This window comes from Ruegeria sp. AJ12, from assembly GCF_056536245.1.
In genome coordinates, this window is sequence record NZ_JBQFJJ010000001.1 from 2,185,838 (window position 1) to 2,210,809 (window position 24,972).

General features: G+C 58.9%; 28 protein-coding genes and 1 pseudogene. 10 read left to right on the top strand and 19 right to left on the bottom strand.

The window, feature by feature from the left end:
- Position 1: 1 nt before the first annotated feature.
- Both ACR3E0_RS11055 and ACR3E0_RS11060 read right to left on the bottom strand, forming a co-directional pair.
- On the bottom strand, positions 2-640 hold the full coding sequence (locus tag ACR3E0_RS11055) for a MarC family protein (protein WP_480478821.1): 639 nt from the start codon (positions 638-640) through the stop codon (positions 2-4).
- 58 nt (positions 641-698) lie between these two features.
- Positions 699-1,151 carry an iron-sulfur cluster assembly scaffold protein gene (locus ACR3E0_RS11060; RefSeq protein WP_480478822.1) on the bottom strand — a complete coding sequence of 151 codons (453 nt, stop codon included), beginning with the start codon at positions 1,149-1,151 and terminating at the stop codon, positions 699-701.
- Positions 1,152-1,199: 48 nt separating this feature from the next.
- Here ACR3E0_RS11060 and hisI point away from each other — a divergent pair, with 48 nt between their 5' ends.
- Positions 1,200-1,589: a phosphoribosyl-AMP cyclohydrolase gene (hisI, locus tag ACR3E0_RS11065; RefSeq protein WP_480478823.1), complete on the top strand. Its 390-nt coding sequence runs from the start codon at positions 1,200-1,202 to the stop codon at positions 1,587-1,589.
- Positions 1,590-1,599: 10 nt separating this feature from the next.
- Here hisI and gluQRS read toward each other — a convergent pair whose 3' ends face one another.
- The 4 genes and pseudogenes from gluQRS to ACR3E0_RS11085 form a co-directional block, all read right to left on the bottom strand.
- Positions 1,600-2,487, bottom strand: coding sequence for a tRNA glutamyl-Q(34) synthetase GluQRS (gluQRS, locus tag ACR3E0_RS11070; RefSeq protein ID WP_480478824.1), 888 nt, complete (start codon positions 2,485-2,487; stop codon positions 1,600-1,602).
- Entirely contained in the window at positions 2,484-3,098 is a 615-nt protein-coding gene (locus tag ACR3E0_RS11075) for a class I SAM-dependent DNA methyltransferase (protein WP_480478825.1), read from the bottom strand. Before ACR3E0_RS11075 ends, gluQRS begins: the two co-directional genes overlap by 4 nt.
- Before the next feature lie 37 nt (positions 3,099-3,135).
- Positions 3,136-4,476, bottom strand: coding sequence for a methylenetetrahydrofolate--tRNA-(uracil(54)-C(5))-methyltransferase (FADH(2)-oxidizing) TrmFO (gene trmFO / locus ACR3E0_RS11080; RefSeq protein WP_480478826.1), 1,341 nt, complete (start codon positions 4,474-4,476; stop codon positions 3,136-3,138).
- A gap of 262 nt (positions 4,477-4,738) precedes the next feature.
- A pseudogene (locus ACR3E0_RS11085) lies at positions 4,739-5,533 on the bottom strand (enoyl-CoA hydratase); the annotation flags it as partial.
- A 49-nt stretch (positions 5,534-5,582) separates the two neighbouring features.
- Between ACR3E0_RS11085 and ACR3E0_RS11090 the strand changes: the two are divergent.
- Positions 5,583-6,026 (top strand): PaaI family thioesterase, encoded by a 444-nt coding sequence (locus ACR3E0_RS11090; protein ID WP_480478827.1) that lies wholly within the window; start codon positions 5,583-5,585, stop codon positions 6,024-6,026.
- A gap of 60 nt (positions 6,027-6,086) precedes the next feature.
- Here ACR3E0_RS11090 and ACR3E0_RS11095 read toward each other — a convergent pair whose 3' ends face one another.
- Positions 6,087-6,314, bottom strand: coding sequence for a DUF1127 domain-containing protein (locus tag ACR3E0_RS11095; protein ID WP_480478828.1), 228 nt, complete (start codon positions 6,312-6,314; stop codon positions 6,087-6,089).
- A gap of 99 nt (positions 6,315-6,413) precedes the next feature.
- Here ACR3E0_RS11095 and ACR3E0_RS11100 point away from each other — a divergent pair, with 99 nt between their 5' ends.
- Entirely contained in the window at positions 6,414-7,817 is a 1,404-nt protein-coding gene (locus tag ACR3E0_RS11100) for an aminotransferase-like domain-containing protein (protein WP_480478829.1), read from the top strand.
- Positions 7,818-7,821: 4 nt separating this feature from the next.
- Here the strand turns inward: ACR3E0_RS11100 and ACR3E0_RS11105 are convergent, their stop codons facing one another.
- On the bottom strand, positions 7,822-8,187 hold the full coding sequence (locus ACR3E0_RS11105; RefSeq protein WP_480478830.1) for a nuclear transport factor 2 family protein: 366 nt from the start codon (positions 8,185-8,187) through the stop codon (positions 7,822-7,824).
- Between the two features lie 242 nt (positions 8,188-8,429).
- On the opposite strand from ACR3E0_RS11105, the gene rplM reads away from it, so the two are divergent.
- The 3 genes from rplM (at position 8,430) to ACR3E0_RS11120 (ending at position 10,326) form a co-directional block, all read left to right on the top strand.
- On the top strand, positions 8,430-8,888 hold the full coding sequence (gene rplM, locus ACR3E0_RS11110; RefSeq protein WP_039530611.1) for a 50S ribosomal protein L13: 459 nt from the start codon (positions 8,430-8,432) through the stop codon (positions 8,886-8,888).
- Positions 8,889-8,894: 6 nt separating this feature from the next.
- Complete coding sequence (gene rpsI, locus ACR3E0_RS11115) at positions 8,895-9,380, top strand: 30S ribosomal protein S9 (protein ID WP_480478831.1); 486 nt, start codon at positions 8,895-8,897, stop codon at positions 9,378-9,380.
- Positions 9,381-9,606: 226 nt separating this feature from the next.
- Positions 9,607-10,326 (top strand): class I SAM-dependent methyltransferase, encoded by a 720-nt coding sequence (locus ACR3E0_RS11120; RefSeq protein WP_480478832.1) that lies wholly within the window; start codon positions 9,607-9,609, stop codon positions 10,324-10,326.
- Between the two features lie 48 nt (positions 10,327-10,374).
- On the opposite strand, the gene ACR3E0_RS11125 is transcribed toward ACR3E0_RS11120, so the two are convergent.
- From ACR3E0_RS11125 to ACR3E0_RS11160, 8 genes are all read right to left on the bottom strand, one after another.
- Positions 10,375-11,535: an ABC transporter substrate-binding protein gene (locus ACR3E0_RS11125; protein ID WP_480478833.1), complete on the bottom strand. Its 1,161-nt coding sequence runs from the start codon at positions 11,533-11,535 to the stop codon at positions 10,375-10,377.
- Positions 11,536-11,561: 26 nt separating this feature from the next.
- Positions 11,562-13,448, bottom strand: coding sequence for an AMP-dependent synthetase/ligase (locus ACR3E0_RS11130; protein WP_480478834.1), 1,887 nt, complete (start codon positions 13,446-13,448; stop codon positions 11,562-11,564).
- A gap of 5 nt (positions 13,449-13,453) precedes the next feature.
- The gene (locus ACR3E0_RS11135) at positions 13,454-14,227 is read right to left on the bottom strand and encodes an ABC transporter ATP-binding protein (protein WP_480478835.1); all 774 of its coding nucleotides are present in this window, start codon (positions 14,225-14,227) and stop codon (positions 13,454-13,456) included.
- Positions 14,224-14,988, bottom strand: coding sequence for an ABC transporter ATP-binding protein (locus ACR3E0_RS11140; RefSeq protein ID WP_480478836.1), 765 nt, complete (start codon positions 14,986-14,988; stop codon positions 14,224-14,226). The genes ACR3E0_RS11135 and ACR3E0_RS11140 overlap by 4 nt, the downstream gene beginning before the upstream one ends.
- Entirely contained in the window at positions 14,985-16,082 is a 1,098-nt protein-coding gene (locus tag ACR3E0_RS11145) for a branched-chain amino acid ABC transporter permease (RefSeq protein ID WP_480478837.1), read from the bottom strand. The genes ACR3E0_RS11140 and ACR3E0_RS11145 overlap by 4 nt, the downstream gene beginning before the upstream one ends.
- A gap of 3 nt (positions 16,083-16,085) precedes the next feature.
- Positions 16,086-16,961, bottom strand: a complete 876-nt coding sequence (locus ACR3E0_RS11150) for a branched-chain amino acid ABC transporter permease (protein ID WP_480478838.1) — start codon at positions 16,959-16,961, stop codon at positions 16,086-16,088.
- A 75-nt stretch (positions 16,962-17,036) separates the two neighbouring features.
- Positions 17,037-18,065 (bottom strand): alcohol dehydrogenase catalytic domain-containing protein, encoded by a 1,029-nt coding sequence (locus ACR3E0_RS11155; RefSeq protein ID WP_480478839.1) that lies wholly within the window; start codon positions 18,063-18,065, stop codon positions 17,037-17,039.
- 215 nt (positions 18,066-18,280) lie between these two features.
- Positions 18,281-18,805, bottom strand: a complete 525-nt coding sequence (locus tag ACR3E0_RS11160; RefSeq protein ID WP_480478840.1) for a hypothetical protein — start codon at positions 18,803-18,805, stop codon at positions 18,281-18,283.
- Positions 18,806-19,167: 362 nt separating this feature from the next.
- Between ACR3E0_RS11160 and ACR3E0_RS11165 the strand changes: the two genes are divergently transcribed.
- The 3 genes from ACR3E0_RS11165 to ACR3E0_RS11175 all read left to right on the top strand — a co-directional run bounded on the left by ACR3E0_RS11165 (position 19,168) and on the right by ACR3E0_RS11175 (position 20,624).
- Positions 19,168-19,797, top strand: coding sequence for a MarR family winged helix-turn-helix transcriptional regulator (locus ACR3E0_RS11165; RefSeq protein ID WP_480478841.1), 630 nt, complete (start codon positions 19,168-19,170; stop codon positions 19,795-19,797).
- 80 nt (positions 19,798-19,877) lie between these two features.
- Positions 19,878-20,114, top strand: coding sequence for a thioredoxin family protein (locus tag ACR3E0_RS11170; protein ID WP_480478842.1), 237 nt, complete (start codon positions 19,878-19,880; stop codon positions 20,112-20,114).
- A complete protein-coding gene (locus ACR3E0_RS11175) occupies positions 20,115-20,624 on the top strand; it encodes a thioredoxin domain-containing protein (protein ID WP_480478843.1) in 510 nt (169 codons plus the stop codon).
- A 170-nt stretch (positions 20,625-20,794) separates the two neighbouring features.
- Here the strand turns inward: ACR3E0_RS11175 and ACR3E0_RS11180 are convergent, their stop codons facing one another.
- The 3 genes from ACR3E0_RS11180 to ACR3E0_RS11190 form a co-directional block, all read right to left on the bottom strand.
- On the bottom strand, positions 20,795-21,637 hold the full coding sequence (locus tag ACR3E0_RS11180) for an ABC transporter ATP-binding protein (RefSeq protein WP_480478844.1): 843 nt from the start codon (positions 21,635-21,637) through the stop codon (positions 20,795-20,797).
- On the bottom strand, positions 21,634-22,422 hold the full coding sequence (locus ACR3E0_RS11185; protein ID WP_480478845.1) for an ABC transporter ATP-binding protein: 789 nt from the start codon (positions 22,420-22,422) through the stop codon (positions 21,634-21,636). The genes ACR3E0_RS11180 and ACR3E0_RS11185 overlap by 4 nt, the downstream gene beginning before the upstream one ends.
- 105 nt (positions 22,423-22,527) lie before the next feature.
- Complete coding sequence (locus tag ACR3E0_RS11190) at positions 22,528-23,709, bottom strand: ABC transporter substrate-binding protein (RefSeq protein ID WP_480478846.1); 1,182 nt, start codon at positions 23,707-23,709, stop codon at positions 22,528-22,530.
- A 165-nt stretch (positions 23,710-23,874) separates the two neighbouring features.
- Here ACR3E0_RS11190 and ACR3E0_RS11195 point away from each other — a divergent pair, with 165 nt between their 5' ends.
- On the top strand, positions 23,875-24,969 hold the full coding sequence (locus ACR3E0_RS11195; RefSeq protein WP_480478847.1) for a PQQ-dependent sugar dehydrogenase: 1,095 nt from the start codon (positions 23,875-23,877) through the stop codon (positions 24,967-24,969).
- Positions 24,970-24,972: the final 3 nt, after the last annotated feature.

Sequence of the window (24,972 nt, forward strand, 5' to 3'; positions counted from 1 at the left end):
GTTAGAGTTGCCCGGTTTTGATGATTTCCAGCATCGCGGACAGCACCGAGTTGACCGCAACCGAGGCAAGGATCATGCCCATCACCCGGCTGATGATCGCCGCGCCGGAATGGCCGATCAGACGGATGATCGGCTCAGCCAGCAACATCAGGATGAACGCAAACACAAGCACGGATAGCATGACCAGGGCCGTGATCCCCTGATCCACAGCGCTGTAACGGTGGTTGTCGGTCAGGATCACGACGGCCAGCATCGCACCGGGCGAGGCCAGGGATGGAACCGCGAGCGGAAAGATCGCCGGGTTATGTTTGTGAATCTTGTCTTCCTTGTCGTCTTCGGCCTGGCGCTGCTCCATCTCTTGTTTGCTTTCGCCAAAGATCATCGTCAGGGCGAACAGGAACAGAATGATACCGCCGGCCACCTGAAACGAGTTCAGGCCGATATCCAGGGCCTCGATCAAAAGCTGGCCGAACACGAGAAAGAACACCAGAACCCCGGCGCTGATCAGCGAAGCCAGCAGGGCCGTCTTTCGCCGGGCCGAGGCCTCAAGGCCTGCGGTGACCGCGATGAAAACGGGGATTGTGCCAATCGGGTCGATCACAACCCACAGCGTCACAAAATGTTCGAGCAGATTATTCATACCCATCCTTCCCCGAATTTTGCCTGAGGTTAGACGGGTTTGCGCTAAAACGCCACGGTCACGCGCAATTGGCCTGTTCGGCCTGTTCCATCGCTTCGGTGGTGGCGTCCAGCGCCAACAGGATGGATGCGTGGCGGTTCTTGTAGTCCCGTGCCGGCATCAGAACTTCGAGTCCGTCAAACGGTGCATCCGGGGCAGGGCCATCCTTTTTGAGCATGGCAGCCAGTTGATCACGCGCGGTTTCAACCTGCGCCCGTGTCGCTCCGATCACCGCAGAGCCCACGACCGAGGCCGAAGCCTGGCCCAATGCACAGGCTTTGACATCCTGACCAAAATCCGACACGCGCCCATCGTGAACTTTCACGTCCACCGTCACGGTCGAGCCACACAGGGGCGAGCGTTTTTTCACCGTGGCATCGGGATTGCTCAGCCGGTCCAGATGCGGAATGTCGGCTGCCAGTTCCAGAATTCGGCCGGAATAGAGCTTTATCAGGTCGTTCTCGCCGGACATGGCTTTCCCTCGTTGCGTGTTCCCCATACATAGTGGCCAGCCCCCGGGATGCAAAAGGTTTTTGTCATGTCTGACCCCGTCGTGTTTGACCCGTCGACCCTGAAATTCAATGAGGCCGGATTGGTCCCGACCATTGCCCAGGATGAAGAGACCGGCGAGGTCCTGATGATGGCGTGGATGAATGCACAGGCTGTGCAGCGTACGCTGGAAACAGGTCGGGTGACCTACTGGTCGCGCTCGCGCCAGGCGTTCTGGGTCAAGGGCGAAACTTCGGGCCATGTTCAGGAACTGGTCGATTTTCGCGTCGATTGCGACAGGGATTGCCTGTTGGTTCTGGTTCGTCAAACCGGGCCGGCCTGTCACACGAACCGCAGATCCTGCTTTTACACCGCCGTTCGGGATGGGGAAGAAGTCGAACTGATGGCACCCATGCACTGAGTTGCGCGTATCAGAGACCGACCATCCTGCGAATATCCTGAGCTGTGGCGCCCTCGGCCCGGAACTTTGCAATCGCCCGGGCGTCATCGCGCTTTGCAAGGCGTTTGCCCGCTTCGTCCCGGATCAGGCGGTGATGAAAATATGCCGGTGTCGGAAGATCCAGCACGTTTTGCAGAACCACGTGAATGCGCGTCGCCTCGAACAGGTCTGCGCCGCGCACCACGTGGGTGATCCCTTGCGCGGCATCGTCCAGAACCACGGACAAGTGATAGCTGGTGCCCATATCGCGGCGCGACAACACAACATCGCCAATGGTGGTGCATAACTCATCCGGCGTAAACGCGATGCGGCCTGTCTCAGCGCCGGGGCCGGAGCCCAGCTCTTCGAAGCATCCGGTTGATTGGGTGTGGTCAAAAACCAAGTGGGCCGCTTTGGCCATGTTCAACCTCAACGGCAGGTCTCTTGGGCGAACATGCTGGCTCAGGTCCTCGTTTTCCCAGCGAATACGGCAGGTTCCGGGGTAGACGATCCCGTCAGGCCCAAGCATGGGCACGCCTTCCTGGGGCGCGCTGGCCGCAGCGGCTATGTCCTTGCGGTTGCAGGTGCACGGATAGAGCAGCCCACGCGCCCACAGCTCATCAAGCGCCTGATCGTAGACACTCTGGCGTTCCGACTGGCGCAGAACCGGTTCAGGCCATTTCAAACCAAGCCATGTCAGGTCCTCGTAGATTTGAGATTCCCAATGCGCCCGAGACCGGGATTGGTCGATATCCTCGATCCGCAGCAGAAACACACCGCCTTCCGTTTGAGCCATGTCATAGGCAACAAGCGCCGAAAACGCATGCCCCAGGTGCAGCGGCCCGGTTGGAGACGGGGCAAACCGTGTGGTAAACGTCACGACTTTTCTAGGACATATACGTCGGACTCGAGGTCCAGTCCGGGCAGATGCGGACCATGTTCACGAAACAGCAGACGCGCGGCCCCCATATCGACCCAGTCTGTCAGACGACAAGTATAACTATGCTCTGCAAGCGTATGATCGTTGAGGGAAAACGCAAGAAGACCTCCCTTTGGCAGCGCCTTCATCAACAGATCAAAGGTTTCTGGCGGGGCCGCGCCAATACCGATCACCCCGATCGCGGTGATCGCCGCATACGCATCCTGAGTCAGCGGATTGGGATCGGCAATGTCAAATCCCGACAGGGTGCGGTACACCCCTTTGGCCGCTGCGACCTTCAACATATTGGGTGTCGGGTCCATCCCGTCAATCACCTCGAACCCAGCGGCATGCAGGGCCCGTCCGGACAGCCCGGTGCCGCAGCCATAGTCCAGAACAGGCGTTTGAGCTTGCGGCATTTGCGCCCATAGCGCCTTGGCGACACGGCCCGGTGTGGCATAGCCCTGCGCCGCGATCTCGTCTTCGTAGGTGGCCGCCCATTTCTGATAGTGGTCCTGAGTATCCTCAGGCGTTTCAAGGTCGTAGGTGCTTTTAAGATACTTGTCGCTCATGATCCCATGGTAGGCCGAGGAGGCGTGCCGCGTCCAGTCAGCTTGCCGCCAACCAGCTGGTCCATTCCGCCTTGGCCCGATCTGTGTACGCCTTGTATCGATCCTTGCGCCCCCGACGCCCGCCTTTCAGACCGTCCACAGGGCGGAACAGGCCAAAATTCACATTCATCGGCTGAAAGGTTTTCGCCTCGGCACCGCCGGTGATGTGATGGATCAGGGCGCCCATGGCGCTGTCCTGCGGCACATCGGGCAACGAAATCCCCAGTATCTCGGCTGCCGCCAGACGTCCTGCCAACAACCCCATGGCCGCGCTTTCGACATAGCCTTCGACACCGGTGATCTGACCGGCAAACCGGATATTGGGCTTTGACTTCAAGCGCATCTGCGCATCCAGCAGAGTGGGCGAATTGATAAACGTGTTGCGATGGATACCGCCCAACCGGGCAAAGCTGGCGTTTTCCAGACCGGGGATCATCCGAAACACCTCGGTTTGTGCGCCGTATTTCATCTTGGTTTGAAAGCCCACGATGTTGAACAGCGTTCCCAGGGCGTTGTCGCGGCGCAACTGGACCACTGCGTGCGGCTTGATATCCGGCTGGTGCGGATTGGTCAGCCCGACCGGCTTCATCGGCCCGTGGCGCAGGGTTTCACGGCCGCGTTCAGACATGACCTCGATCGGCAGGCAACCGTCGAAATACCCGGCTGTTTCGCCTTCGTGGAATTCGGTCTTGTCCGCCGCCAGCAGGGCATCGATGAACGCCTCATACTGATCGCGATCCATTGGGCAGTTGAGATAGGCGGTCCGCTCTTCCTCGGTCTCGCCCTTGTCATAGCGCGACTGCATCCAGGCCCGGCCCATGTCAATGCTGTCTGCGTAGACAATGGGTGCGATGGCGTCGAAAAACGCCAGCGCGTCCGATCCGGTTTCAGCCCGGATCGCATCCCCCAGCGCCGGTGAGGTCAAGGGGCCCGTCGCAAAGATCCAGTGACCTTGATCGGGCAGGGCGGTGACCTCTTCATCCGTGACCGTGACGCGGGGGTGTGCACGCAATCTGGACGTGACGTCTTCGGCAAACGGGTCCCGGTCGACGGCCAGTGCACCACCTGCGGGCAGGCGATGGGCGTCTGCCGTCGTCATGATCAGACCGTTGGCGGCGCGCATCTCCCAATGCAGCAGGCCGACGGCGTTCTGTTCATCATCATCGGACCGGAAGGAATTTGAACACACCATCTCGGCCAGGTTGCCGGTCTGGTGCGCAAATGTGCCAATTTTGGGTCGCATTTCGTGAATCACGACATTCACGCCCATTTCAGCGGCCTGCCAGGCAGCTTCGGAGCCGGCCATGCCGCCGCCGACGATATGCAAAACTTGTGTCATGCGCTGCCACATAGGGCAGAGCACAGGCCGACGCAACTCAAGTGAGCAAGGCGAATCGATGCTTTTTCAGGGTGGGAGTCTTGGGGTCGCCGCTGCGGGAATGTCTGCGCCGGTGAGAGAGACCAGCTTGGAGGGACCTTCCGCCCACGGCGACCCAAAAGTGTATCCGAGACCTCAGCCTCGTCCCACCATTGCCACAGTGTGGCCCTTTTGAAAAGTGCAAAAATGCGAACAGTGACGAAAATCGTAGCTGACAATTGCGTTATTGGGTCCAATTTGGCGGGCGTTTTTCGATAAAGGCGGAAATCCCTTCCTCGGTGTCCCGATGCAGCATATTCTGTGCCATTACGTCGCCCGTATAGTCATAGGCCTGCCCCAATGGCATCTCAAGCTGTTGATAAAACGCCTTTTTCCCAATCTTGACCGCGGTCCCGAGCTTTGTCGCAAGCTGTTCCGCCAGCGAGATCGTTTCGTGCTCCAGCAGCATCTCCGGCACGACACGGTTGACCAGACCCAGTTCGGCGGCCCGCTCTGCTGAAATGAAATCACCTGTCGTCAGCATCTCAAAGGCATGTTTTCGCGGGATATTCCGGCTGAGCGCGACCATCGGGGTCGAGCAAAACAGCCCGATATTCACGCCGTTGACCCCAAACCGGGTGCCTTCGGCGGCCACTGCCAGATCACATGTGGCAACCAACTGGCATCCGGCGGCCGTGGCAATACCGTGGACCTGTGCGATGACGGGTTGGGGCAGGGACTGGATGGACATCATCATTTTGGCGCAGCGGGCAAACAGATCCTGAAAATACGCCTGACCGCCATCCTCGGACTGCCGTCCCGCCGTCATCTGCTTGAGATCGTGGCCCGCGCAAAAGGCTTTGCCGGAACCCGACAGGGTTACGGCGCGAATCCTGTCGTCTTCACGCAGCGCGTCCAGTTCCGTCTGCAACGCGGCCAGCATCTCGTCGCTGAGGGCATTTAGCCGATCCGGCGCATTCAGTTTCAGCTGCGCGACGGCGCCTGTGTCGTTACGTTCCAAAATTGCCATCTTGCCCTCCTGCTGGCTGTCGGGCCAACTCTAGGCCGGGACGTGAAGGAGGGGAAGCATGGCTTTGGCGATGAACAAGGACGAACTGTCACAATACCTGACCGAGGTATTTCCACAGGTGCACAAGGATTTTGTTGTTGAGGACCTGACCGAAGACACCATAACCGTTCGTCTGGTCGTCGAAGATCGTCATCTCAGACCCGGCGGAACAGTGTCCGGTCCGTCGATGTTCGGGCTGGCGGATGTCTGCGTCTATGCCATGGTTCTGGCGCGCAAAGGGCGACAGTCGCTGGCCGTCACAACCAGCAGTTCGCTGGATTTCCTGCGAAAACCCAAAGGTGCGGCCGATATGCTGGCCAAATGCCGACTTTTGAAACTCGGCAGAACTCTGGCTGTTGGGGATGTGCTTTTGTATTCCGAAGGCTCGGACGATCCGGTCGCGCGGGCCAGTATGACCTATTCCATACCCCCCGAAGGGTCCGCAGCAGCCAGTTTTGGATGAAAAAAGGCCGGGGACAAGCCCCGGCCAGGGAAGAGGTCCCAAAATGGGACTGGGGATGTCTTAACTCAGCCAGAAATAACGTTTGACTTCGCGTTGGGCTTGATGCGGGGTCAAACCCACATCCTCGAGCAGTCTGTCATCCAGCTTTCCCAGATTGATGCGACTGCGACGACGGCGTTCCCATTGTGTGACAGCCGCCGCAAACCGCACGGCCAGCGCGGCGATCAGCGGCAGTCGGGGACTGTCGTTCAGCAGCATAAGGGCGGGGTTGTGCATTGCGCGTGTCATCTCAGTAGTCCTTTCAAATTGTATTGACACAAAGCATAAATGTTCGGTATATGTGTTTGATACATTCGAAATTGTGTCAAAAGCAAAGGAAGAATTGTAATGGATACAATTTGGCCGGAAACGCTGCCGAAGTCCAAGGGACCAAAATACACGCTGGTCGCTGACACAATACGAAAAGCTATTGAAAACAAAACACTGGAGATTGGCGTGAAACTGCCACCGGTGCGGGATCTTGCCTATCGGTTACAAATCACGCCGGGCACCGTCGCGCGGGCCTATACGATTCTCACCGACGAAGGATTGTTACAAGCCGAGGTCGGGCGTGGTACATTTGTCGCCCCTCCAAAATCCCCGATTCTGGACGATGTCTGGTCCAGACAATTGCATCTGGCCGAAGCAAGGAATGACAAACATGTCAGCCTCTTCAGCCCTCGGTTGCCGGATGTGGGGCAGGTGGCCCTGATCCGGGAATGTCTGCAGAAGGTTGCGAAATCAGACCCCCGCCTGTTCATGAATTACCCGACCCGGGACGCGTACAAACCAATGCGCAGCGCCGTTGTGGACTGGCTGTCCGACCTGCCGCTGGGTCCGCTCACCCATGACGACGTTGTCCTGACACATGGCGGTCAGAATGGCCTGTGTCTTGTATTCCAGACAATTTTGCACGGTGCCAAGCCGGTTGTTCTGGTCGAGGACCTGTCTTACGCGGGCTTTCGACGGGCGGGGGAGCTTATGCGCGCTGACGTCGTCGGCATCAAAATGGACAAGTGGGGCATCGATCCGGGTGCGATGGACCATGTGCTGCGCCAGACCCCGGCGCAGGCCGTCTGTGTCTCACCCGAAGTGCAGAACCCGACCGGGTTCCATACGCCGCTGGAGCGTCGAAAAGAGATTGTCGAAATCGCGCGTCGTTACGATGTGCAGATTGTCGAAGACGACTGTTACCGGATGGGCGATGCCCGCGAACCCAGCTATCGCGCATTGGCGCCCGAGCGGGGATGGCATGTGTCTTCGATTTCTAAAACCCTGACACCGGCCTTAAGGGTGGGATTCGCAATTGCGCCCAAAGAGCGCAGCGTGGACCTGCGGCGTTCGGCGGAATACGGCTATTTCGGCCTGGCACAGCCCCTTGCGGAACTGACCCGGCTTCTGTTGTCCGATCCTCGAACGCGGCAGATTGCCAAGGATGTGCGCTCGCGGATGGGCGAGTATGTCCGGGTCACGGTCAACGCGCTGGGTGGGTTCGACCTGAATTGGGCGTCGGAGGTGCCGTTTGTCTGGCTCAACCTGCCGTCCGGCTGGCGGTCGGCGGCGTTCAGCCGTGCGGCGGAACGTGAGGGGATACAGCTTCGGTCCGCAGATGAGTTTGCGCTGCGGGACGGGCGCGCCCCAAATGCCGTGCGGATTGCCATGAACGGGCACGTATCCCTCAGTCGATTTGAAGAGGCGATGATGCGCCTGCGTACCTTGCTGGACAACCCGCCCGAGCAGATCAGCGTCTGACCCATCAGGTCAGTGGCTCGGGGCTGCCAAAGAAACCCGCCAGATATTCGATCTTTCCGTCCGCATCGAGCCGAGCAAAATCGTGGCCATCCACCATTTTGGACCCGTCGGCTCGCACCATATGCCAGGTGAAATGCACCACATCGTGGTGAGACACCGGAGCGCTGGTGATTTCAACACGCCCGCGGGAGCCTTCCAATACCTCACCGATATGTGCGCACAGATCCTCGCGCCCCGCCACTGCGGCCGTCGGATCCACATACCGGCCCTGCGCTGCAAAGCAACGGTTCAAGAGTTCGGACCGCTTGTTCGCGTCACTTTCCTGCCAGGCAGACCCGTAATCGGCTATTAACTGGTTTAGGTTTTGCACTGGAGCCTCCCTCAACTGTGAAACACGCGATAGCGCCCAGTGTAGCAGGCTGTTTTGCAATCGGCCAATTGGGCTGATTTTATGGGGTAAAATAATACCTATTTCATAAGGCATTGATAATGCTAAATTATATTAAGCTTTGTGTTCTTGACGTGTCATTCCCGCCCCTCTAGATACGCAGCATCGAATTCGGGCCGCTCTGTCTTGGGGCGGTCTTTCACATCAAACAGGACTATCCTGCCATGAAAACCTTTTCTGCAACACCTGCAGACATCGACAAGAAATGGATCCTGATCGACGCCGAGGGCGTTGTTCTGGGCCGTCTTGCCTCGATCGTCGCCATGCGCCTGCGTGGCAAGCACAAAGCGTCGTTCACCCCGAACATGGACATGGGCGACAATGTCATCGTGATCAACGCTGACAAGATCCAGATGACCGGCAAGAAGCGCGACGAGAACTTCTACTGGCACACGGGCCACCCGGGCGGCATCAAGTCGCGCACCAAGCAGCAGATCCTCGAGGGTGCACACCCCGAGCGCGTCGTGACCCAGGCGGTCAAGCGCATGCTGCCGGGCAACCGTCTGGCGCGCAAGCAGATGACCAACCTGCGCGTTTACGCCGGTGCCGAGCATCCCCATGAGGCGCAAGCGCCCGAAGTTCTGGATGTTGCATCCATGAACAAGAAAAACACCCGGAGCTAATGACCGATGGCTGATCAGATCAATACTCTCGAAGAGCTGAGCGCCGTCGCAGGCGTTGAAACCGTGGCCGAAGAAGTTGTTGCACGTGAGCCCGTGCGCGACGAACTGGGCCGCTCCTATGCCACCGGCAAGCGTAAAGACGCTGTTGCCCGTGTCTGGATCAAGCCGGGTTCCGGCAAGGTCACCGTGAACGGCAAGGACCAGGACACGTATTTTGCACGTCCCGTTCTGCAGCTGATCCTGCGCCAGCCGTTCCAGGTTGCCGGCGTGGAAGGTGAGTTCGACGTTGTCGCAACCGTCAAGGGCGGTGGCCTGACCGGTCAGGCCGGTGCGGTCAAGCACGGCATCTCGAAAGCGCTGCAACTGTACGATCCATCGCTGCGTGGCGCATTGAAAGCCGCTGGCTTCCTGACCCGCGACAGCCGCGTTGTGGAACGTAAGAAATACGGAAAGCGCAAAGCGCGTCGTTCGTTCCAGTTCTCGAAGCGTTAATCTCTTTTCGCTTCTGGAGCACAGAATTCGGGGCGTCCGTTTCCACGGGCGCCCTTTTTGCATTCTGGGTGAGCAACAAGACGCCACCTCCGGAGATTTTTTCAAACCCACAATCGAATGCCGGTAGAATAGCAGGCAGTGCAGGACGATCCGGCGCCGGTTAGCCAAACACGAATAATCTTTCACCAAAGCCGCGGCTCCGGGCCGTACAGATATTGGAGTCTCCATGCGCGCAGACACAGTTGACGGGATTGTCGAACAGGCCATACGCACCAGTGCAGACCGGCACCAGTTTTGGGTCAATCTGATCACGGCTCTGAAGTGCAGGTCACTATGTGAGGTGGGGGTGTGGAAGGGCCAGTTTGCCGAAACCCTGTTGTCTCAAATCCCGGACATCGAACGCTATACGCTTATTGACCCGTGGCGAAACCTGCCGGACTGGAACAAGCCGGCAAACAAGTCGGACATCGAATTCGAAGAGATCCGGACAGAGGCACTGAACCGCGTCAAACCGTTTCAGGACAAGGTGTTCGAAATCCGCAATACAACCCGTAACGCGCAAACGCAGATTCCGGATCGATCACTGGATTTTGCCTATGTCGACGGCGACCACACGTTGCGCGGAATCACCATCGACCTGTTCTCGATGCTGCCCAAGATCAAAGAGAATGGCTTTATCGGTGGCGACGATTTCACCAGGACAATCTGGCAACATGACGAAGACTTCAGCCCCAGCGAAGTCTTCCCATATGCGATTTACTTTTGCGAGGCTCGGGGGCTGCCGATCTACACATTGCCGTTCAATCAGTTTCTGATTGTGAACGCACCCGGCAACTTTCGCGTGATCGATCATGGGGGCTATGCAGATCTGACACCGGCCCAGATCTATGCGCGCCCCAAACCCCGATCATTGCGGAAGCGATTGAAAAAGATATTAAAACTCTGAAGCATCCGAAAGGGGCCGCAGCCCCCTTCGGTCGGGAGAGAGGGCTGGTTACTCTTCGTAGACCAGGTTCCAGGCGCCGTTTTCCACGACGTTGACAAAGACGGTATCGGCCCCCTGGTGATCATCGGGACCATAGGTGATGTGGTTGCCAACCAACTCGTCCTGATAATCAAGGGACTCCATTGCCGCGATAAAGCTGTCATGGGTCAGGTCAGGACCGGCAGCCTCCAAGGCTTTGACCATCATCTCGGCGGCGGCATAGCCCAACATCGAAAACCCAACCGGGTCTTCACCGGTTGCGGCCTTGTATTCCTCGATAAAGGCTGCTGGGACGGGCTCGTCGGCGCGTGCCCACAGGTCCTGCCACGAGGCAGCCGCATAAAAGCCATCGGTCACACCACCCGGGACCTGTGCAACCACGGTCAGAAAGCTGGCGGATGTGCCCAGGAACTTCATGTCCTCAAGCCCCATTTTCTTTGCTGTGCCGACGACGGTGATGGCCTGACGGACGCCCAACGCAATCGTGACGATGTCACAGCCTTCTTCCTTGAGCTTGCTCAGCGATCCGACGAAATCTGTTTCGTCCGGCTTGTGCGTGGTCTCTGCGACAAAGGAAATACCGGCTTCCTCGGCACCTGTCTGGCTTCCCTCAAGGATCTCTTCGCCAAAATCCGTTGGCAGATACATGGTACAAACGGCCTGCGATCCGAATTCTCCAGCCAGGTATTTCACGCCCACCCGCGCCTGATCATAATAGGTCGAAAAAGAGGTGAACTTGTTCCTCACAGGTTCCTGCAGCATCTGACGGGCCGCGGTCAAAGGCGCGACGTTTGGGATGCCTTTGGGATCCAGCAGCTTGAACCCGGCCAGATTCATCGGCGTGCCAAGCGACTGCATCATGGCAAAAACCTTGTCGCGGTTCAGCAGCTTGTTATAGCCCTGCATCGCGCGCGGCATTTGATAGCCATTATCCTCAACAACATAACGAATGGTTCGGCCGTGCACGCCGCCAGTAGCATTCACCCGGTCAAACACCACATTTGCGCCCTTGGTGGCTGGTACTCCGACGGCAGCAAAAATGCCGCTCAGATCGTTGACCGCTCCAAGCACGATCTCGTCATCGGTGACCCCTTGGGTTTCAGCCCAGCCAAGCGTCGCCGATGCCGTCAAAGCAGTGGCTGCAGCCAACCGTGTGAGTATGTTGTTCATCTTTCTCCTCCCAATTTGTCCCAAGTCTAATTGTACATGTCTTCAATGAGATGTCCGTGTTTCTTTTCGACCAATCCGCGTTTCAGTTTCATCGTCGCGGTCAACTCGTCATCTTCAGCGGTCAGCAGAACGTCGATCAGCCGGAAATCCTTGATCTGTTCCACGCGCGCAAACTCGGCATTCACGGCGTCGACTTCGGCCGCGATCAGGTCCTTGATATCAGGCGCCGCGCAGAGTGAGGCAAAATCTGAGAACGGTATCTTTCTGTCCTGGGCCAGTTTCTCGACATTCTCCTGGTCGATCATAATCAGAGCCGTCAGGTATTTGCGCCGATCCCCGACGATCACGGCGTCCGAAATGTAATGGCTGAACTTCAGGCGACTTTCTATCTCGGCGGGAGTGATGTTTTTACCGCCTGCCGTGATGATGATGTCCTTCAGACGACCCGTAATGGTAATGTAACCGTCCTCGTCAATATGTCCCATATCCCCGGTGCGCAGCCAGCCATCCGATGTAAAGGCGTCAGCGGTTTTTGCATTGTTGCGCCAATAACCCTGAAAGACATTCAGGCCCTTCAACTGGATCTCGCCATCCTCGGATATGCGGATGTCATTCCCGGCGACGGCCCGGCCAATTGTCCCGATCCGGTTGTCTTCGGTCGTGTTGAGCGATGCGAGACCCGCAGTTTCCGTCATCCCGAACCCCTCGACCAGCGGTACACCAATGGCCCAATACCACCGCAGCAGGTCGGTCGAGATTGGCGCCGCACCCGTGCCGCCCCGCCGCATCCGGTCCATGCCCAGCATGCGCCGCAGGTTCCTCAAAACAAGATGGTCCCAGACCCAATACCAGGCGGCGACGCCAGCCGGGACCGGTCTTCCGGCGTTCAGGTAACCCGCGCGCGCAAACCCGGCTTTAAGTGCTAAACCAAAAGCCAACCGCCCCAGCGGCGTCGCGTCCTGCGACAGAATCTGTACCTGGGCATAGATCTTTTCCCAGACACGCGGCACCGCTGTGAAGGTCGTGGGCGACACCTCCTGCAAATTGGCAAACACCGTCTCGGGGCTTTCCGCAAAATTCACGGTGCACCTCGCCGCAAGCGGAAAATAGACCGAGACATCGCGTTCCAGAATGTGACAGAGCGGGAGAAAACACAGTTGCTCATCGCTTGCGAAAACCGGCAGGGATCGTGCGCCGGATTCCATGGCCGCAAGGATGTTTTCATGGCTCAGCATCGCGCCCTTGGGCTGCCCCGTGGTTCCGGATGTGTAGACCAGCAGCGCCGTATCCTGCGGTTTTGCCAGCGCAATTTCCTCTTCAAACCGGCCCGGGCTTTCCGCCTCGGCCTGTTTGCCCAAGGCGTAGAGGTCATCGATCATCATACATCTGGGATGATCGAGGTCGTGCAGGCCTTCGTCCTCCAGAATGATAACCTTGACCAGATCGGGAACCTCGCTTTCGATCTCGAGAAACTTGTCCAGATGCTCTTCGTCCTCGACAATCAGAAACCGGCTGCCGCTGTCGTTGATCAGGTACTGCAACTGGCTGGCCGCGTCGGTGGTGTAGACGCCCGAGGCGATCCCGCCCGCACCCTGTATGCCCATGTCGAACCAGGCCCATTCCTTGCGGTCTTCGGACAGGATCGAAACCACATCGCCCCGCTCCATTCCCAGTTTGCGCAGGGCCAGACCGATCCACTTGGCATGTTGCCAGTAATCGGCCCAGGAATAGGATTTCCAGATACCTAGGTCTTTTTCGCGATGCGCCGTTCGGCTCCCCAATTCCGCGCAGCGGTTCTGGAACAGCTCACAGATTGTCAGGCACCCATCTACGCGCAGCGGGCGCTGTCCCGGCGTTGCATTGAACCGGACGCCATTCAGCGTGATTTGCGGGGGCAGGGGGCTGCTGTCCATCCTGTTCACCTCCACGTCTTTTTCCGCTTCCAGCGGCGGTTTTCTCGGGCACCTTCTTCCTGAACGCCGAGGTAGAAGTTCCGGATGTCCTCGGATTGCAGCAGGACGTCCGCCGCCCCGTCCATGACAATGCGACCGACCTCCATCACATACCCATGATGGGCCAGTTCCAGGGCCGCATGCGCGTTTTGCTCGACCAGCATCATCGTCATGTTCTGCTCGGCATTCAGGCGCTTGAGGATGCCAAATATCTCCTGCACCAAAAGCGGTGACAGGCCAAGCGAGGGTTCGTCCAGCAACATGATCTTTGGGTTGGCCATGAGCCCGCGCCCGATGGCGAGCATTTGTTGCTGTCCACCGGATAATGTTCCTGCCTCTTGCGCACGCCGGTCTTTGAGAACAGGGAAATACGAAAAAACAAGCTCGCGGTCCCGTTCGATCTGCGCCTTGTCCTTCAAGGTATAGGCCCCGAGGCTCAGATTTTCGTTCACCGTCAGCAGGGGAAAGACCTCGCGCCCCTCGGGAACGTGCACGATCCCTTTCTGCACGACTTTATGAGGTTCCGAACCTTGAATCTCGTGCCCTTCAAAGGTGATCTTGCCCTTTTCCGGGTCCATCACGCCCGACACCGTTTTCATCAGCGTTGTCTTGCCGGCCCCGTTGGCTCCGAGAATCGAAACAATCTGACCGGGATACACATCGAGCGAGACGCCGCGAATGGCCATGATCGGTCCATAAAAGCTCTCGACGTTGCGGATTGTCAGGACCGGTTCGTTCATGAGGCTTTCCCCAGATAGGCCTCGACCACCGCAGGGTGCGATTGCACCTCGGCCGGGGTGCCCAGTGCCAGCTTGGCCCCGTCGGCCATGGCCAGAACCCGGTCGGACACGCCGGACACCAACCCCATGTCATGTTCGACCATCAAAACGGTGATCCCCATCTGCCGCCGGATATCGTCGATCCACCACCGCATGTCCGTGGTTTCCTCGACGGACAACCCAGAGGCGGGTTCGTCCAGCAGCAACAGCTTGGGATCGGTGGCCAGCGCCCGGGCTACCTCGACCACTTTGCGCACACCGTACGGCAGACCCGAGATCATCTTGTCGCGAAACGCCTGCAGATCCAGAAAGTCGATGATTTCTTCGACCTTTTCGCGGTTGTCCAACTCCTGCCGTCGCGCGGACGGAGTAAACAGGATCTCCGAAATCAAGTTGGTCCTGCGATGCCGATGACGCCCGACCAGCAGGTTTTGCAGGACGGTGGCATGCTCAAAAAGCTCGATGTTCTGGAACGTGCGCGCCACGCCATAGGCCGCCACGCCCGAGGGTTTCACCTGCAACAGGTCATGCCCGTCAAACCGGATCGCCCCGGTATGGGGATCGTAAAACCGCGAGATCAGGTTGAACACGGTCGATTTGCCCGCACCGTTGGGGCCGACAATGGCAAAAACCTCACCGTCCTCGACCTCAAAGGACAGATTGTCCACCGCCGTCAGGCCGCCGAACTTGAGCGTGACATTCTCGAACTCCAGCAGGCTCATCTCAGACGCTCCGTCTTGAGATAGGATTTCTGTCGTTTGAACATGTCCTTGCGGTAGAACGGGAACAGTTCGAACCAGGTGCGAATTTTCAGCCAGCGGCCATACATACCCATCGGTTCGAACAGGATAAAGGCGATCAGGATCATGCCGAAGATACCAAACTCGAGGCCGGGAATGGCGACGGTGTTGCCGCCGAAAATGGCGCCGACATATTCCTTTGAGATCGAAAGGAACTGCGGCAGAAATCCAATCACGATGGCGCCCAGGAACGCGCCATGGATCGACCCCAGCCCGCCGATCACGATCATCATCAGCAACTGGATCGAGATCAGAACGCTGAACGTCTCGTTGTTGAAAGCCCCGGCATACATTCCCATCAGGGCACCGGCCCAGCCGGTCACGGCGCAGGACAGGGCAAAGGACACGGTTTTGGTTCTGGCAATGTCGATGCCCATTGCCTGCGCTGAAACCTCGGAATCGCGCACGGCGATGAAGCTGCGGCCCAGCGGTGCACGCAGCAGGTTGATATAGCCAAGCGCCACCAATACGGCGACAGCCAGCACCAGCCAGAAGAACTCATCCGGCGTCGCCCAGCGGTCAACAAGGTGGCCGAAGATTTCGACGCCGCCAAGATATTTACCCGCCACACCGCCTGTCAGCGGCTCGGCCAGCACGATGACGTCATCCATCAGAATGGACAGGGCCATGGTGAAGATCGCCAGGTAAATGCCGTGCAGGCGCAGGGCAGGGATGGCCACGGTTACGCCGGCGATCCCGGTCAGGACACCGGCCAGCGGAAAGGCGATCAGAAACGGCACCCCCGCCTCGATCAGGATCACGTTGGCATAGCAACCGAAGGCCAGAAATGCGGCATGACCCAGACTCACCTGGCCCGTATGCCCGGTCAGGATCATCAGCCCCATACCGGCGATCGCCCAGATCAGCACATTGGTCAACTCGCCCAGATAGAACGCATCCAGCCACCATGGCGCGGCGGCGGCGCCTCCCAAAAGGATCAGATACAGGCTCAGCTGATACCGATCTTTCCACGGGCGGATATCCTGCATGTAGTTGGTTTTGAAAACGATCCGCATGACTCAGACTTTCTTGACCCGGACCTGACTGAACAGCCCGTTTGGTCGGAAAATCAAAACGGCCAGCAGCAGAGCATAGGGGGCGATCTGGCTGTACCCCGCTGCAATGTACCGGCTGGCAAAAGGTTCGATGACGCCGACGATCAAACCACCCGCCAGCGCGCCGGGCAGGCTGCCGAACCCGCCGATCACCGCAGCGGCGAAGGCTTTGATCCCCAGCAGGCTGGTGGTCGGGTCCACCGACCCTTTGGCCGCAAACAGAATGCCGGCGATACCCGCGACCACCCCCGCCAGCGCCCAGATGAACCCCTGCACGCGCTTGACCGGGACACCCATGTAATAGGCGGCCAACTGATTTTGCGACGCCCCTTGCATGGCCAGCCCCAGCTTGGTCCGGCTGAAAAAGACGTACAGACCCCAGGTCAGCAGGACGGTGACAACAATGACCGCCACGTCCTCCATCCCCAGCACCAAACCGCCGAACCGCACCTCTTTCCCGGCCAATGGGTTTTGCAGGGTTTGCGGCTCGTGTCCCCAGATCAGACCAGCCGCGAACCGGATGACAAAGCCCAGTGCAATGGTAAGGATGACAACGGCGGTCTGACTTTCTCCGAACAGGCGGCGGATGATCAGACGATCCAGCAGATACCCCAGCGCCCCCATGATCCCCAGCGAGATCGGCAGGGCCAGCCAAAAGGGCAGGCCCATGTATTCGGTGTTGGTCAGGCCGATGGTCACAAAAGCGCCCAGCATCATGAAATCGCCCTGCGCGAAATTCACTGCTTCGGTTGCCTTGTAAATCAGCACAAAACCCAGCGCGATCAGGCCATAGACACACCCGTTCGCCAGCCCGCTGATCAGCAGCTGCGCGTTATCCAAACTCACCTCCCCATGCCGGTTGTCCGGCGTTTTGAATGACCCGCGGCTTTCTTCCGGTGCGCGGGGTTGGGTCTACTATGGCGTGATAATCACCTTTCCGTCACTCTTTTTCAGCGCACCTGCGAGGTCCGGGATCAGGTTTCTGAGCGTAAGCCGTTCTGAGACATCGGTTTTCCATCGGCCATCCGCAAACCGCGCCTGCACCTCGGCCACGACACGCATCTGGTCGGTCGGCGGTGTGGACATCATCCATTGCGTCAGCCAGAACCCTTCGATCCGCTTGCCCATGAAGATCAGTTGCCCGGTCTGGGTCAGCGTGGGCGCTTCGCTTCCCAGTTTGCCATAGCAGACCCAGCGTGCCCGGTTGGGCATGGCGCAGAAGATCTGCTCGGAGAGCTGGTCCATCACGGCATCCAGAAACACACGCGGTTTCATCGTGGCGCTCAGCTCGGCGAACTGCTTGGTCACGTCCTCGTCAGTCGTGACCAGCACTTCGGCGGCGCCGAGGTCCTTTAGCGTGCCCGCTGTCTCGGCCCGTCGGACCAGAGCGATGGGTTTCAGCCCCAGATCCCGCCCGAGGCTGCACATCAGCTTGCCCAATTGGCTGGTTGCGGCAGAGATTACAAAAGCCTCGCTATCCGCTTTGGCCATGTCGACCATAGCCATGGCCGTCAGCGGGTTGACGATCTGGGCGGCCCCGTCCTCGTCCGAGATATCAGGGCGCAAAGGGATGCACATCTGCATCTGCGTCACCACATATTCCGCCCAGGCGCCGGAACCGGCCGCGACGAAGGCAACGCGTTGATCTTGCAGGGCTTCGGCACCCTTGCCGGTTGCCACGACATCACCGCAGCCCTCAAACCCGGCAGGCGCCCCCTTGGTGCGTGGCTGCCCGTATTCTCCCTTGATGAAATGCAGGTCGGACGGGTTGACCGAGGCGGTGCGCAACCGGATCAGAACCTGTCCGGGCCCGGGCTCCGGGACCGGCAGTTCAGCGCCGGCCAGCCATTCGCCCGCGTCCTCGATCACCGGACCGGTCATGGTTCCGGAATACCCGTCATGTTTCAGGATCGTGGCGAACATCGTGTGGGGCAGGGCGGTCATTTCGGCATCCTTGTTACAGCTCAGATGGAGCGCGCAACCGCGACAGGGACAATCCTGCTGATGTCAGGGGAGGTCTGTGGCGGGGCGGGCTGTGGCATTGACCCCAGCCAAGCAAATGCCGCACGTGGCGTCAATTGGACTTGGGTCTAACGTAACGGCAGCCCGGTCATCACCGGGTGCAAGGGGCCGGCCCCGGCAGGTCGGCCCCCAGATTTTTATTGCTGTGTCAGAAGGTTGCGCAGTTCCTGAACCTTCTCGACAATCATTTCCGGCGATGCCTGAATGTCATCGATGATCTGGATCGCCTGGGTCTTGAGCTCTTGGGTCAATTCGCTGTCCTGAACGGATGCCACCATGGCGTCATAGTCGAACTGCTGTGCGGTCAGCATGCCATCCTGAACCCATGAATTGAACAGGTCCTGACCCTGGTTTGCCAGCGCGGCAACCTGCTCCCCCGCCTGATTGGCGAGGTCGGCGGCGGTTTCGCCTGCCTGTTCAACAGCCTCCGAGGCCTGATCCGCCACTGACGAGGCGGCTTCGCCCGCCTGTTCGGTTGCTTGATCAACGACATCCGAAGTTGCCCCGTCCACAGCCGATGCCGCCTCGTCCATGGCATCACCTGCGTCTTGCGCTGCGGTGTCGAGCTGTTCGGACGGGGTGGTTTCAGATTGGTTGAGATAGAAATATCCGCCAACGCCGATCACGGCGATGACAATGGCAAGAATAAGTGTGCGCGACATGAGGGACTCCTTTGGAAAATGTGCCGCCGAGATGGTTCAAAACTAACTGTTCGCAAAGGGAAATTCGCAGAGAATCTTTTTAGTTCCGGTGCATGAGCCATGGTACGCTGATCCCGCATGCGCCGCATGGCGATAACACGCCAACACGTCAGATCAGGACGGGTTTTTTGCCGCAGACCACTTGCACATGTCACATGCGGAAAAACACCCATTCTCTGACGCTTAAGCAGCGTCTTGATGCGCCCAACGGCACCGCCAACCCGAACCGGAAGGCTAATTACGCCTCAATCGGTGCGACATCAGGCTGTTGACAATATAAATAGGATTCCTATGTATATAAGCAACGCGAATTGGAGCACCGGATGTCGGCGGACTTTCACATCGTCACAGGACTTGCCAAGATCGGTATCTATTTGCGTTCAGAAGGATGGCGCCAGTCCGAGACCGCTTCCTTAACGCCGACCCAGGCACAAATTCTCGTTCAACTCGCCGAGCGTGGCCCGGCCAGGGTGACAGCACTGGCAAGTGAACTCGCCGTCACCCAGCCAACGATCAGCGACGCTGTTTCGGCGCTCGCCCGCAAGGGCCATGTCGATCGCCGCCCGGACCCCTCCGACGCGCGCGCATCATTGTTGCATCCAACTCGAAAGGGCCAGCGCGCAGCAGAAGCGATGGCCGCATGGCCGGACGCGCTTCTGGGGGCCGCACATGCCTTGGAACCGCAAGAGCAGGCGATCTTCCTCAGGGCGCTGACGAAAATGATCCGCTCGCTTCAGGTTAAGGGGGCGATCCCGGTGCAGCGCATGTGCACCAATTGCATGTTCTTCCGACCGAACGTGCACGATGACCCGGCTGCACCTCATCATTGCACTTTCGTGGACGCCGCTTTTGGAGATGCTGACCTGCGTCTTGATTGTGGCGAGTACGAAGCGGCCCCGGACCGGCAAGCCGCCGCCAATTGGCAGGTTTTTCAGTCTGTCGAAGCCAAATGAGCGGTCGCCTCGACCGCGGCAACGGACGAGGCGACCTAATGTCCAACCCACCTCTGAAAAAGACAGGAGACAGAACGATTATGGCACAGAAAGCAACCTTCTACCACGCCGGCTGCGCAGTCTGCGTGGCTGCCGAAGACAAGATCACAGAAATCATCGACCGTGATCGCGTCGATCTTGAGATCGTTCATCTGGGCGAAGCCCCCGGCCGGATCGACGAAGCCAGCGCGGCCGGGGTCACCTCCGTACCCGCCCTGGTTGTCGATGGTTCTGCGCTGCACATCAATCATGGTGCCGACCTCGCGGCATTGCGCTAGATGGGACCTGTCTTGCAATTCGAGCAAGCTCCGGTCCTTGAGGCGGCTCAGTGGTTGAACACCGCCGAGCCGCTGAGCATCGAGACACTTCGTGGGCGGATTGTCGTCATCGAGGCTTTTCAGATGCTCTGTCCAGGATGCGTCAGCCACGGCTTGCCACAGGCCAAACGGGTTCGGGAAGCATTCAGCGAAACGGATGTCGTCGTGATGGGCCTGCACAGTGTCTTCGAACATCACGAAGTACAGACACCAACCGCGCTTGCAGCGTTCCTGCATGAATATCGTATCAGTTTCCCGGTCGCCATCGACGCGCCGGGCACGGATCGCGGAATACCCAGGACCATGATGTCTTACCGTATGCAGGGCACACCCACTCTGGTTTTGATAGATCGCTTCGGCCAGCGACGTGCCCAGCATTTCGGGCAGGTTTCCGATCTTCAGCTAGGGGCTGAAATCATGGCCCTGATCGCAGAGGCGCCGTCTGATCGGCAAGCCGCCAACACCGGATAGGATGCGGCATGCGAAACAAGCGCAGGAAGAAAATATAAAATGAAATCAATATTTTATATGAGTGATAATGCACTCAACGTCGATGAAATGACTCTGAGGCACCGTATATGCCAAAGCGGCGGTCGATGCGGCTGTAGGGACAGCTGAAGTCACACTGACTCTCGACATCCTCACCCCCCCAGGAAACTCTTTCGAACTTCGGGATCAGCCAACAATTCCTTACCGGTACCGCTATATGCATTCCGACCCTGCACCAGCACATATCCCTTGTCGGCGATCTCCAAAGCCTGACGGGCATTCTGTTCGACCATCAGGATCGGCAGGCCGGTGCGGGACACCTCGATAATCCGGTCGAACAGCTCGTCCATCACGATGGGTGAAACCCCGGCGGTTGGCTCGTCCAGCATCAGCACCTTGGGCTGAGTCATCAGCGCGCGGCCCACGGCGACCTGCTGGCGCTGACCGCCCGACAGTTCTCCCGCCGCCTGCCCGCGTTTGTCGCGCAGGATCGGGAACAGCTCAAAGACCTGCTCCATCGTGGCCGAAATATCATCGCGGCGAATGAAGGCGCCCATCTCGAGGTTTTCCTCGACGGTCATCGAGGTGAAGATATTCTGCGTCTGAGGCACGAACCCCATCCCTTTGATCACCCGATCCTGAGGGCTGAGATTGGTGATATCTTCTCCATCCAGCCGCACCGAACCGGCGCGCACGTCCAGCATGCCGAACACGGCTTTCATGGCGGTGGATTTGCCCGCACCGTTGGGTCCGACTATGACCGCAATCTCGCCCTTGTCCACGGCGATGGTGCAATCGTGCAGGATGTCCGGCCCCTTGCCATATCCACCGGTCATCGTGTCCCCGATCAGAAAGGGGCCACCGTCAACCTTGTGCGTCTTACCACTTTTGGGGTGAGCAGGGGTCATGGTGCCGACACCGTGCGTGTTGGTGATCGAGGCGTCCTTGTTGCCCTTGTCGTCCTGATAGGGATTGTCGCTCGCGCCGGCTGTCATGATTGGGCCTCCAGCTTGTCCTTGTTCTTCAAGCCGGTGCCCAGATAGGCTTCGATCACGTGCTCATTGGCCTTGATCTCGTCCAGAGTGCCTTCGGCCAGAACCTTGCCTTCGGCCATGCAGATGACCGGGTCGCAGATCTTGCCGATGAAATCCATGTCATGCTCGATGACAACAAAGGTATAGCCGCGTTCCTTGTTCAGGCGCAGGATGGTGTCGGCAATGGTCATCAGCAGCGTGCGGTTCACGCCGGCGCCGACCTCGTCCAGAAACACGATCTTGGCGTCGACCATCATGGTGCGGCCGAGTTCCAGCAATTTCTTCTGCCCGCCCGAGACCTGGCCGGCCTTGTGATCAGCCAGATGTTCGATGGTCAGGAACTCCAACACTTCATCAGCCTTGGCTTTCAACGCGCGTTCCTCATCTGCGATGCGCTTGCGCCCGAACCACGTGTTCCACAGCGATTCCCCCGATTGCGCAGCGGGCACCATCATCAGATTCTCGCGGCAGGACATCGACGAGAATTCGTGCGCAATCTGAAACGTGCGCAACAGGCCCTTGTGAAACAGATCGTGTGGCGGCAACCCGGTGATGTCCTCGCCGTCCATAAAGACGCGTCCGGATGTTGGGGGAAGAACCCCGGCAATCACATTGAAAAGAGTGGTCTTTCCGGCCCCGTTGGGTCCGATCAGCCCGGTGATCGATCCTTTTTCGATTTCCAGCGATGCCCCATCCACCGCGTGAAAACCGCCGAAATGCTTATGCACGTCTTCGACGACGATCATGTTTTCCCCTTGCCTTATCCCCGAAAACGAGGTGCAGCCTTTTGTCATTGAAACAGCCCGGGCACAAGGTCCGGGCTGTTTAGTATCGTGGGTTCTGACGTCAGATCAGCGGAAGTTGACGGTCTTGTTTTCGCCGTCTGTCACTTCGATCTCGCGATAGGATCCGGCGCTTTCGCCCGGGCCGATCAGCTCGACCCCCGACGCACCGACATAGTCGATGTCCTGACCTGCAGCCAGCAGCTCCAGACCCTTGGCCAGTTCACCCGGGTAGATCTTTTCGCCCGGTGCGTTGGCCACATCCATGACTTTGGCGCCGTAATCCGCCGGGTTGCTGGATCCGGCGGCCTGCATCGCAAACATCAGCAGCGCGGCGGCGTCATAGGATTCAGGCGAGTAGGGGGACGAGCCGTCGAAACCTGCCGCTTCGGCCATGGCAAAGTACTTTTCAGCACCCTCGCCACCGGAACCCGCGATCTGACCGAAGGATCCGTTCAGATCGGGGCCGACATTTGCCGGCAGCGAGTCACCGATCATGCCACCGGGCAGACCGAACGTGTCGAACGCACCGCTGTCCAGCGACGACTGGATGATGCCCAGGCCGCCCTGGTCCAGATAGCCTGCAACCACCAGAATGTCGCCACCGGCCGAGGCCAGAGCGCCAACTTCGGCCGAGTAGTCGGCCTTGCCGTCTTCGTGCGCGGCGACGATGGTCACTTCGCCACCGACCGCCTCAAACGACGACTGGATCGCGTCCGCCAGACCCTTGCCATAGTCGTTGTTGGTGTAGGTCAGCGCGATCGAGTTGATGCCACGATCCTGCAGGATGTCCGCCATCACCTGACCTTCACGCGCGTCCGACGGGGCGGTGCGGAAGAACAGGCCATTGTCTTCCATGGTCGACAGACCGGGTGACGTGGCCGACGGCGAGATCATGACCATGCCGTTCGGAATGGCAACGTTCTGCAGGATGGCACCGGTTACGCCCGAGCAGTCACCGCCGATGATGCCGTTGACGCCATCCGCGATCATGCGCTCACCGTTCGATGTGGCCAGACCGTTGTCGATACATCCCGTGTCGGCGCGCATGCCAGACACCGTCGCGCCGTCCAGCAGCTTGCCGGATTCCGTGACTTCGGCAATCGCCATCTCGGCGCCGGATCCCATGGAAGGTGCCAGCGATTCAATCGGACCGGTGAAGCCGAACAGAATGCCCAGTTTGACGTCCTCTGCCATGGCCGTGCCGGCCAGCAGAGCGGTTGCTGCAGTCGCAGTAAGCAGCTTTTTCATATGGTTACTCCCTTATTGGAACGTGTTCGTTCTGCGCACGACCCTAGGCAAGCTGTTCAGAAAAGAAAAGTCCAAACGGAAAAGTGCTTTTGCAGTCCGCAATCCTATTTGATCTGATAGATTTACTGGGCTGCGGTGGTGCCGTACCGATGGATGGAGGACTGGATGATCCGGGTTTTTATGATTCTCATTTTATCATGGGCAGGCACGGCTGTTTCAGCGGATAGATTGCAAACGGCTGACGGCCCGGTGCGTGTGACCCAGATGCTGGGCGGCCTGGATACGCCTTGGGCCGTTGGCATCCTGCCGGATGGCAGCTTTTTGGTTACGGAACGCGATGGTGACGTGGTCTATGTCAAAAATGGCGCCGCGCAACGCGTTTCGGGTGCGCCAAGGGTTGCGGCGAACGGGCAGGGCGGATTGCTGGATATCACGGTCGCCCGCGACTTTGATCGCTCGCGCGAGGTGTTCCTCACCTTTTCCAAACCTCAGCAGGGCGGCGCGGGCACGGCGGTGGCAGTAGCACGTCTTTCTGATACCGGAGACCAACTGACGGATCTGCGCGTGATCTTCGAAGCCGTGCCCGGAGGGTCCGGAGGGCGGCACTTTGGGTCGCGCGTCGTTGAGGCCGAGGATGGGACACTGTTCATTACTATCGGAGATCGGGGCGACCGACCTTCTGCACAGGACAGGTCAAACCACATGGGATCGGTGATCCGGATTGCGCGCGACGGCTCTGTTCCGGCGGACAACCCGTTTGTCGGGCAGTCAGACGTGCGCCCGGAAATCTGGTCCTACGGTCACAGAAACCCTCAGGGCGCCGGGTTTGACTCGCGCGGCAGGCTGTGGGTGTCGGAACATGGCGCCAGAGGAGGGGATGAGGTCAACCTTGCGCGCGCCGGGTCAAATTACGGCTGGCCCGTGATCTCGTATGGAACCCATTACTCGGGGCAGAAGATCGGCGAGGGAACATCGAAGCCCGGGATGGAACAGCCCGAGTTCTACTGGGACCCGTCCATCGCCCCGTCGGGATTGCTGGTGTATTCCGGAAAGCTCTGGCCGCAGTGGCGGGGTGATATCTTTGTCGGATCGCTGAAGTTCAACTATATCGCCCGGCTGGCCGGATCACCGTTGCGCGAGGTGGAACAGATCAAGGGGCCGGAAACCGAGCGGGTTCGCGACATTGTCGAAGCCCCCGATGGATCGATCTGGTTCATTTCGGTCGGGCAGGGCGCGGTCTACAGGATAACGCCCGGCTGATCT

What these genes read in the sequence shown, in the direction of transcription:
- ACR3E0_RS11055 (WP_480478821.1), bottom strand. Translation starts at nt 640, where the DNA reads ATGAATAATCTGCTCGAACATTTTGTGACGCTGTGGGTTGTGATCGAC.
- ACR3E0_RS11060 (WP_480478822.1), bottom strand. Translation starts at nt 1,151, where the DNA reads ATGTCCGGCGAGAACGACCTGATAAAGCTCTATTCCGGCCGAATTCTG.
- hisI (WP_480478823.1), top strand. Translation starts at nt 1,200, where the DNA reads ATGCAAAAGGTTTTTGTCATGTCTGACCCCGTCGTGTTTGACCCGTCG.
- ACR3E0_RS11075 (WP_480478825.1), bottom strand. Translation starts at nt 3,098, where the DNA reads ATGAGCGACAAGTATCTTAAAAGCACCTACGACCTTGAAACGCCTGAG.
- trmFO (WP_480478826.1), bottom strand. Translation starts at nt 4,476, where the DNA reads ATGACACAAGTTTTGCATATCGTCGGCGGCGGCATGGCCGGCTCCGAA.
- ACR3E0_RS11090 (WP_480478827.1), top strand. Translation starts at nt 5,583, where the DNA reads ATGGCTTTGGCGATGAACAAGGACGAACTGTCACAATACCTGACCGAG.
- ACR3E0_RS11095 (WP_480478828.1), bottom strand. Translation starts at nt 6,314, where the DNA reads ATGACACGCGCAATGCACAACCCCGCCCTTATGCTGCTGAACGACAGT.
- ACR3E0_RS11100 (WP_480478829.1), top strand. Translation starts at nt 6,414, where the DNA reads ATGGATACAATTTGGCCGGAAACGCTGCCGAAGTCCAAGGGACCAAAA.
- rplM (WP_039530611.1), top strand. Translation starts at nt 8,430, where the DNA reads ATGAAAACCTTTTCTGCAACACCTGCAGACATCGACAAGAAATGGATC.
- rpsI (WP_480478831.1), top strand. Translation starts at nt 8,895, where the DNA reads ATGGCTGATCAGATCAATACTCTCGAAGAGCTGAGCGCCGTCGCAGGC.
- ACR3E0_RS11120 (WP_480478832.1), top strand. Translation starts at nt 9,607, where the DNA reads ATGCGCGCAGACACAGTTGACGGGATTGTCGAACAGGCCATACGCACC.
- ACR3E0_RS11125 (WP_480478833.1), bottom strand. Translation starts at nt 11,535, where the DNA reads ATGAACAACATACTCACACGGTTGGCTGCAGCCACTGCTTTGACGGCA.
- ACR3E0_RS11130 (WP_480478834.1), bottom strand. Translation starts at nt 13,448, where the DNA reads ATGGACAGCAGCCCCCTGCCCCCGCAAATCACGCTGAATGGCGTCCGG.
- ACR3E0_RS11135 (WP_480478835.1), bottom strand. Translation starts at nt 14,227, where the DNA reads ATGAACGAACCGGTCCTGACAATCCGCAACGTCGAGAGCTTTTATGGA.
- ACR3E0_RS11140 (WP_480478836.1), bottom strand. Translation starts at nt 14,988, where the DNA reads ATGAGCCTGCTGGAGTTCGAGAATGTCACGCTCAAGTTCGGCGGCCTG.
- ACR3E0_RS11145 (WP_480478837.1), bottom strand. Translation starts at nt 16,082, where the DNA reads ATGCGGATCGTTTTCAAAACCAACTACATGCAGGATATCCGCCCGTGG.
- ACR3E0_RS11155 (WP_480478839.1), bottom strand. Translation starts at nt 18,065, where the DNA reads ATGACCGCCCTGCCCCACACGATGTTCGCCACGATCCTGAAACATGAC.
- ACR3E0_RS11160 (WP_480478840.1), bottom strand. Translation starts at nt 18,805, where the DNA reads ATGTCGCGCACACTTATTCTTGCCATTGTCATCGCCGTGATCGGCGTT.
- ACR3E0_RS11165 (WP_480478841.1), top strand. Translation starts at nt 19,168, where the DNA reads ATGTCGGCGGACTTTCACATCGTCACAGGACTTGCCAAGATCGGTATC.
- ACR3E0_RS11170 (WP_480478842.1), top strand. Translation starts at nt 19,878, where the DNA reads ATGGCACAGAAAGCAACCTTCTACCACGCCGGCTGCGCAGTCTGCGTG.
- ACR3E0_RS11175 (WP_480478843.1), top strand. Translation starts at nt 20,115, where the DNA reads ATGGGACCTGTCTTGCAATTCGAGCAAGCTCCGGTCCTTGAGGCGGCT.
- ACR3E0_RS11180 (WP_480478844.1), bottom strand. Translation starts at nt 21,637, where the DNA reads ATGACAGCCGGCGCGAGCGACAATCCCTATCAGGACGACAAGGGCAAC.
- ACR3E0_RS11185 (WP_480478845.1), bottom strand. Translation starts at nt 22,422, where the DNA reads ATGATCGTCGTCGAAGACGTGCATAAGCATTTCGGCGGTTTTCACGCG.
- ACR3E0_RS11190 (WP_480478846.1), bottom strand. Translation starts at nt 23,709, where the DNA reads ATGAAAAAGCTGCTTACTGCGACTGCAGCAACCGCTCTGCTGGCCGGC.
- ACR3E0_RS11195 (WP_480478847.1), top strand. Translation starts at nt 23,875, where the DNA reads ATGATCCGGGTTTTTATGATTCTCATTTTATCATGGGCAGGCACGGCT.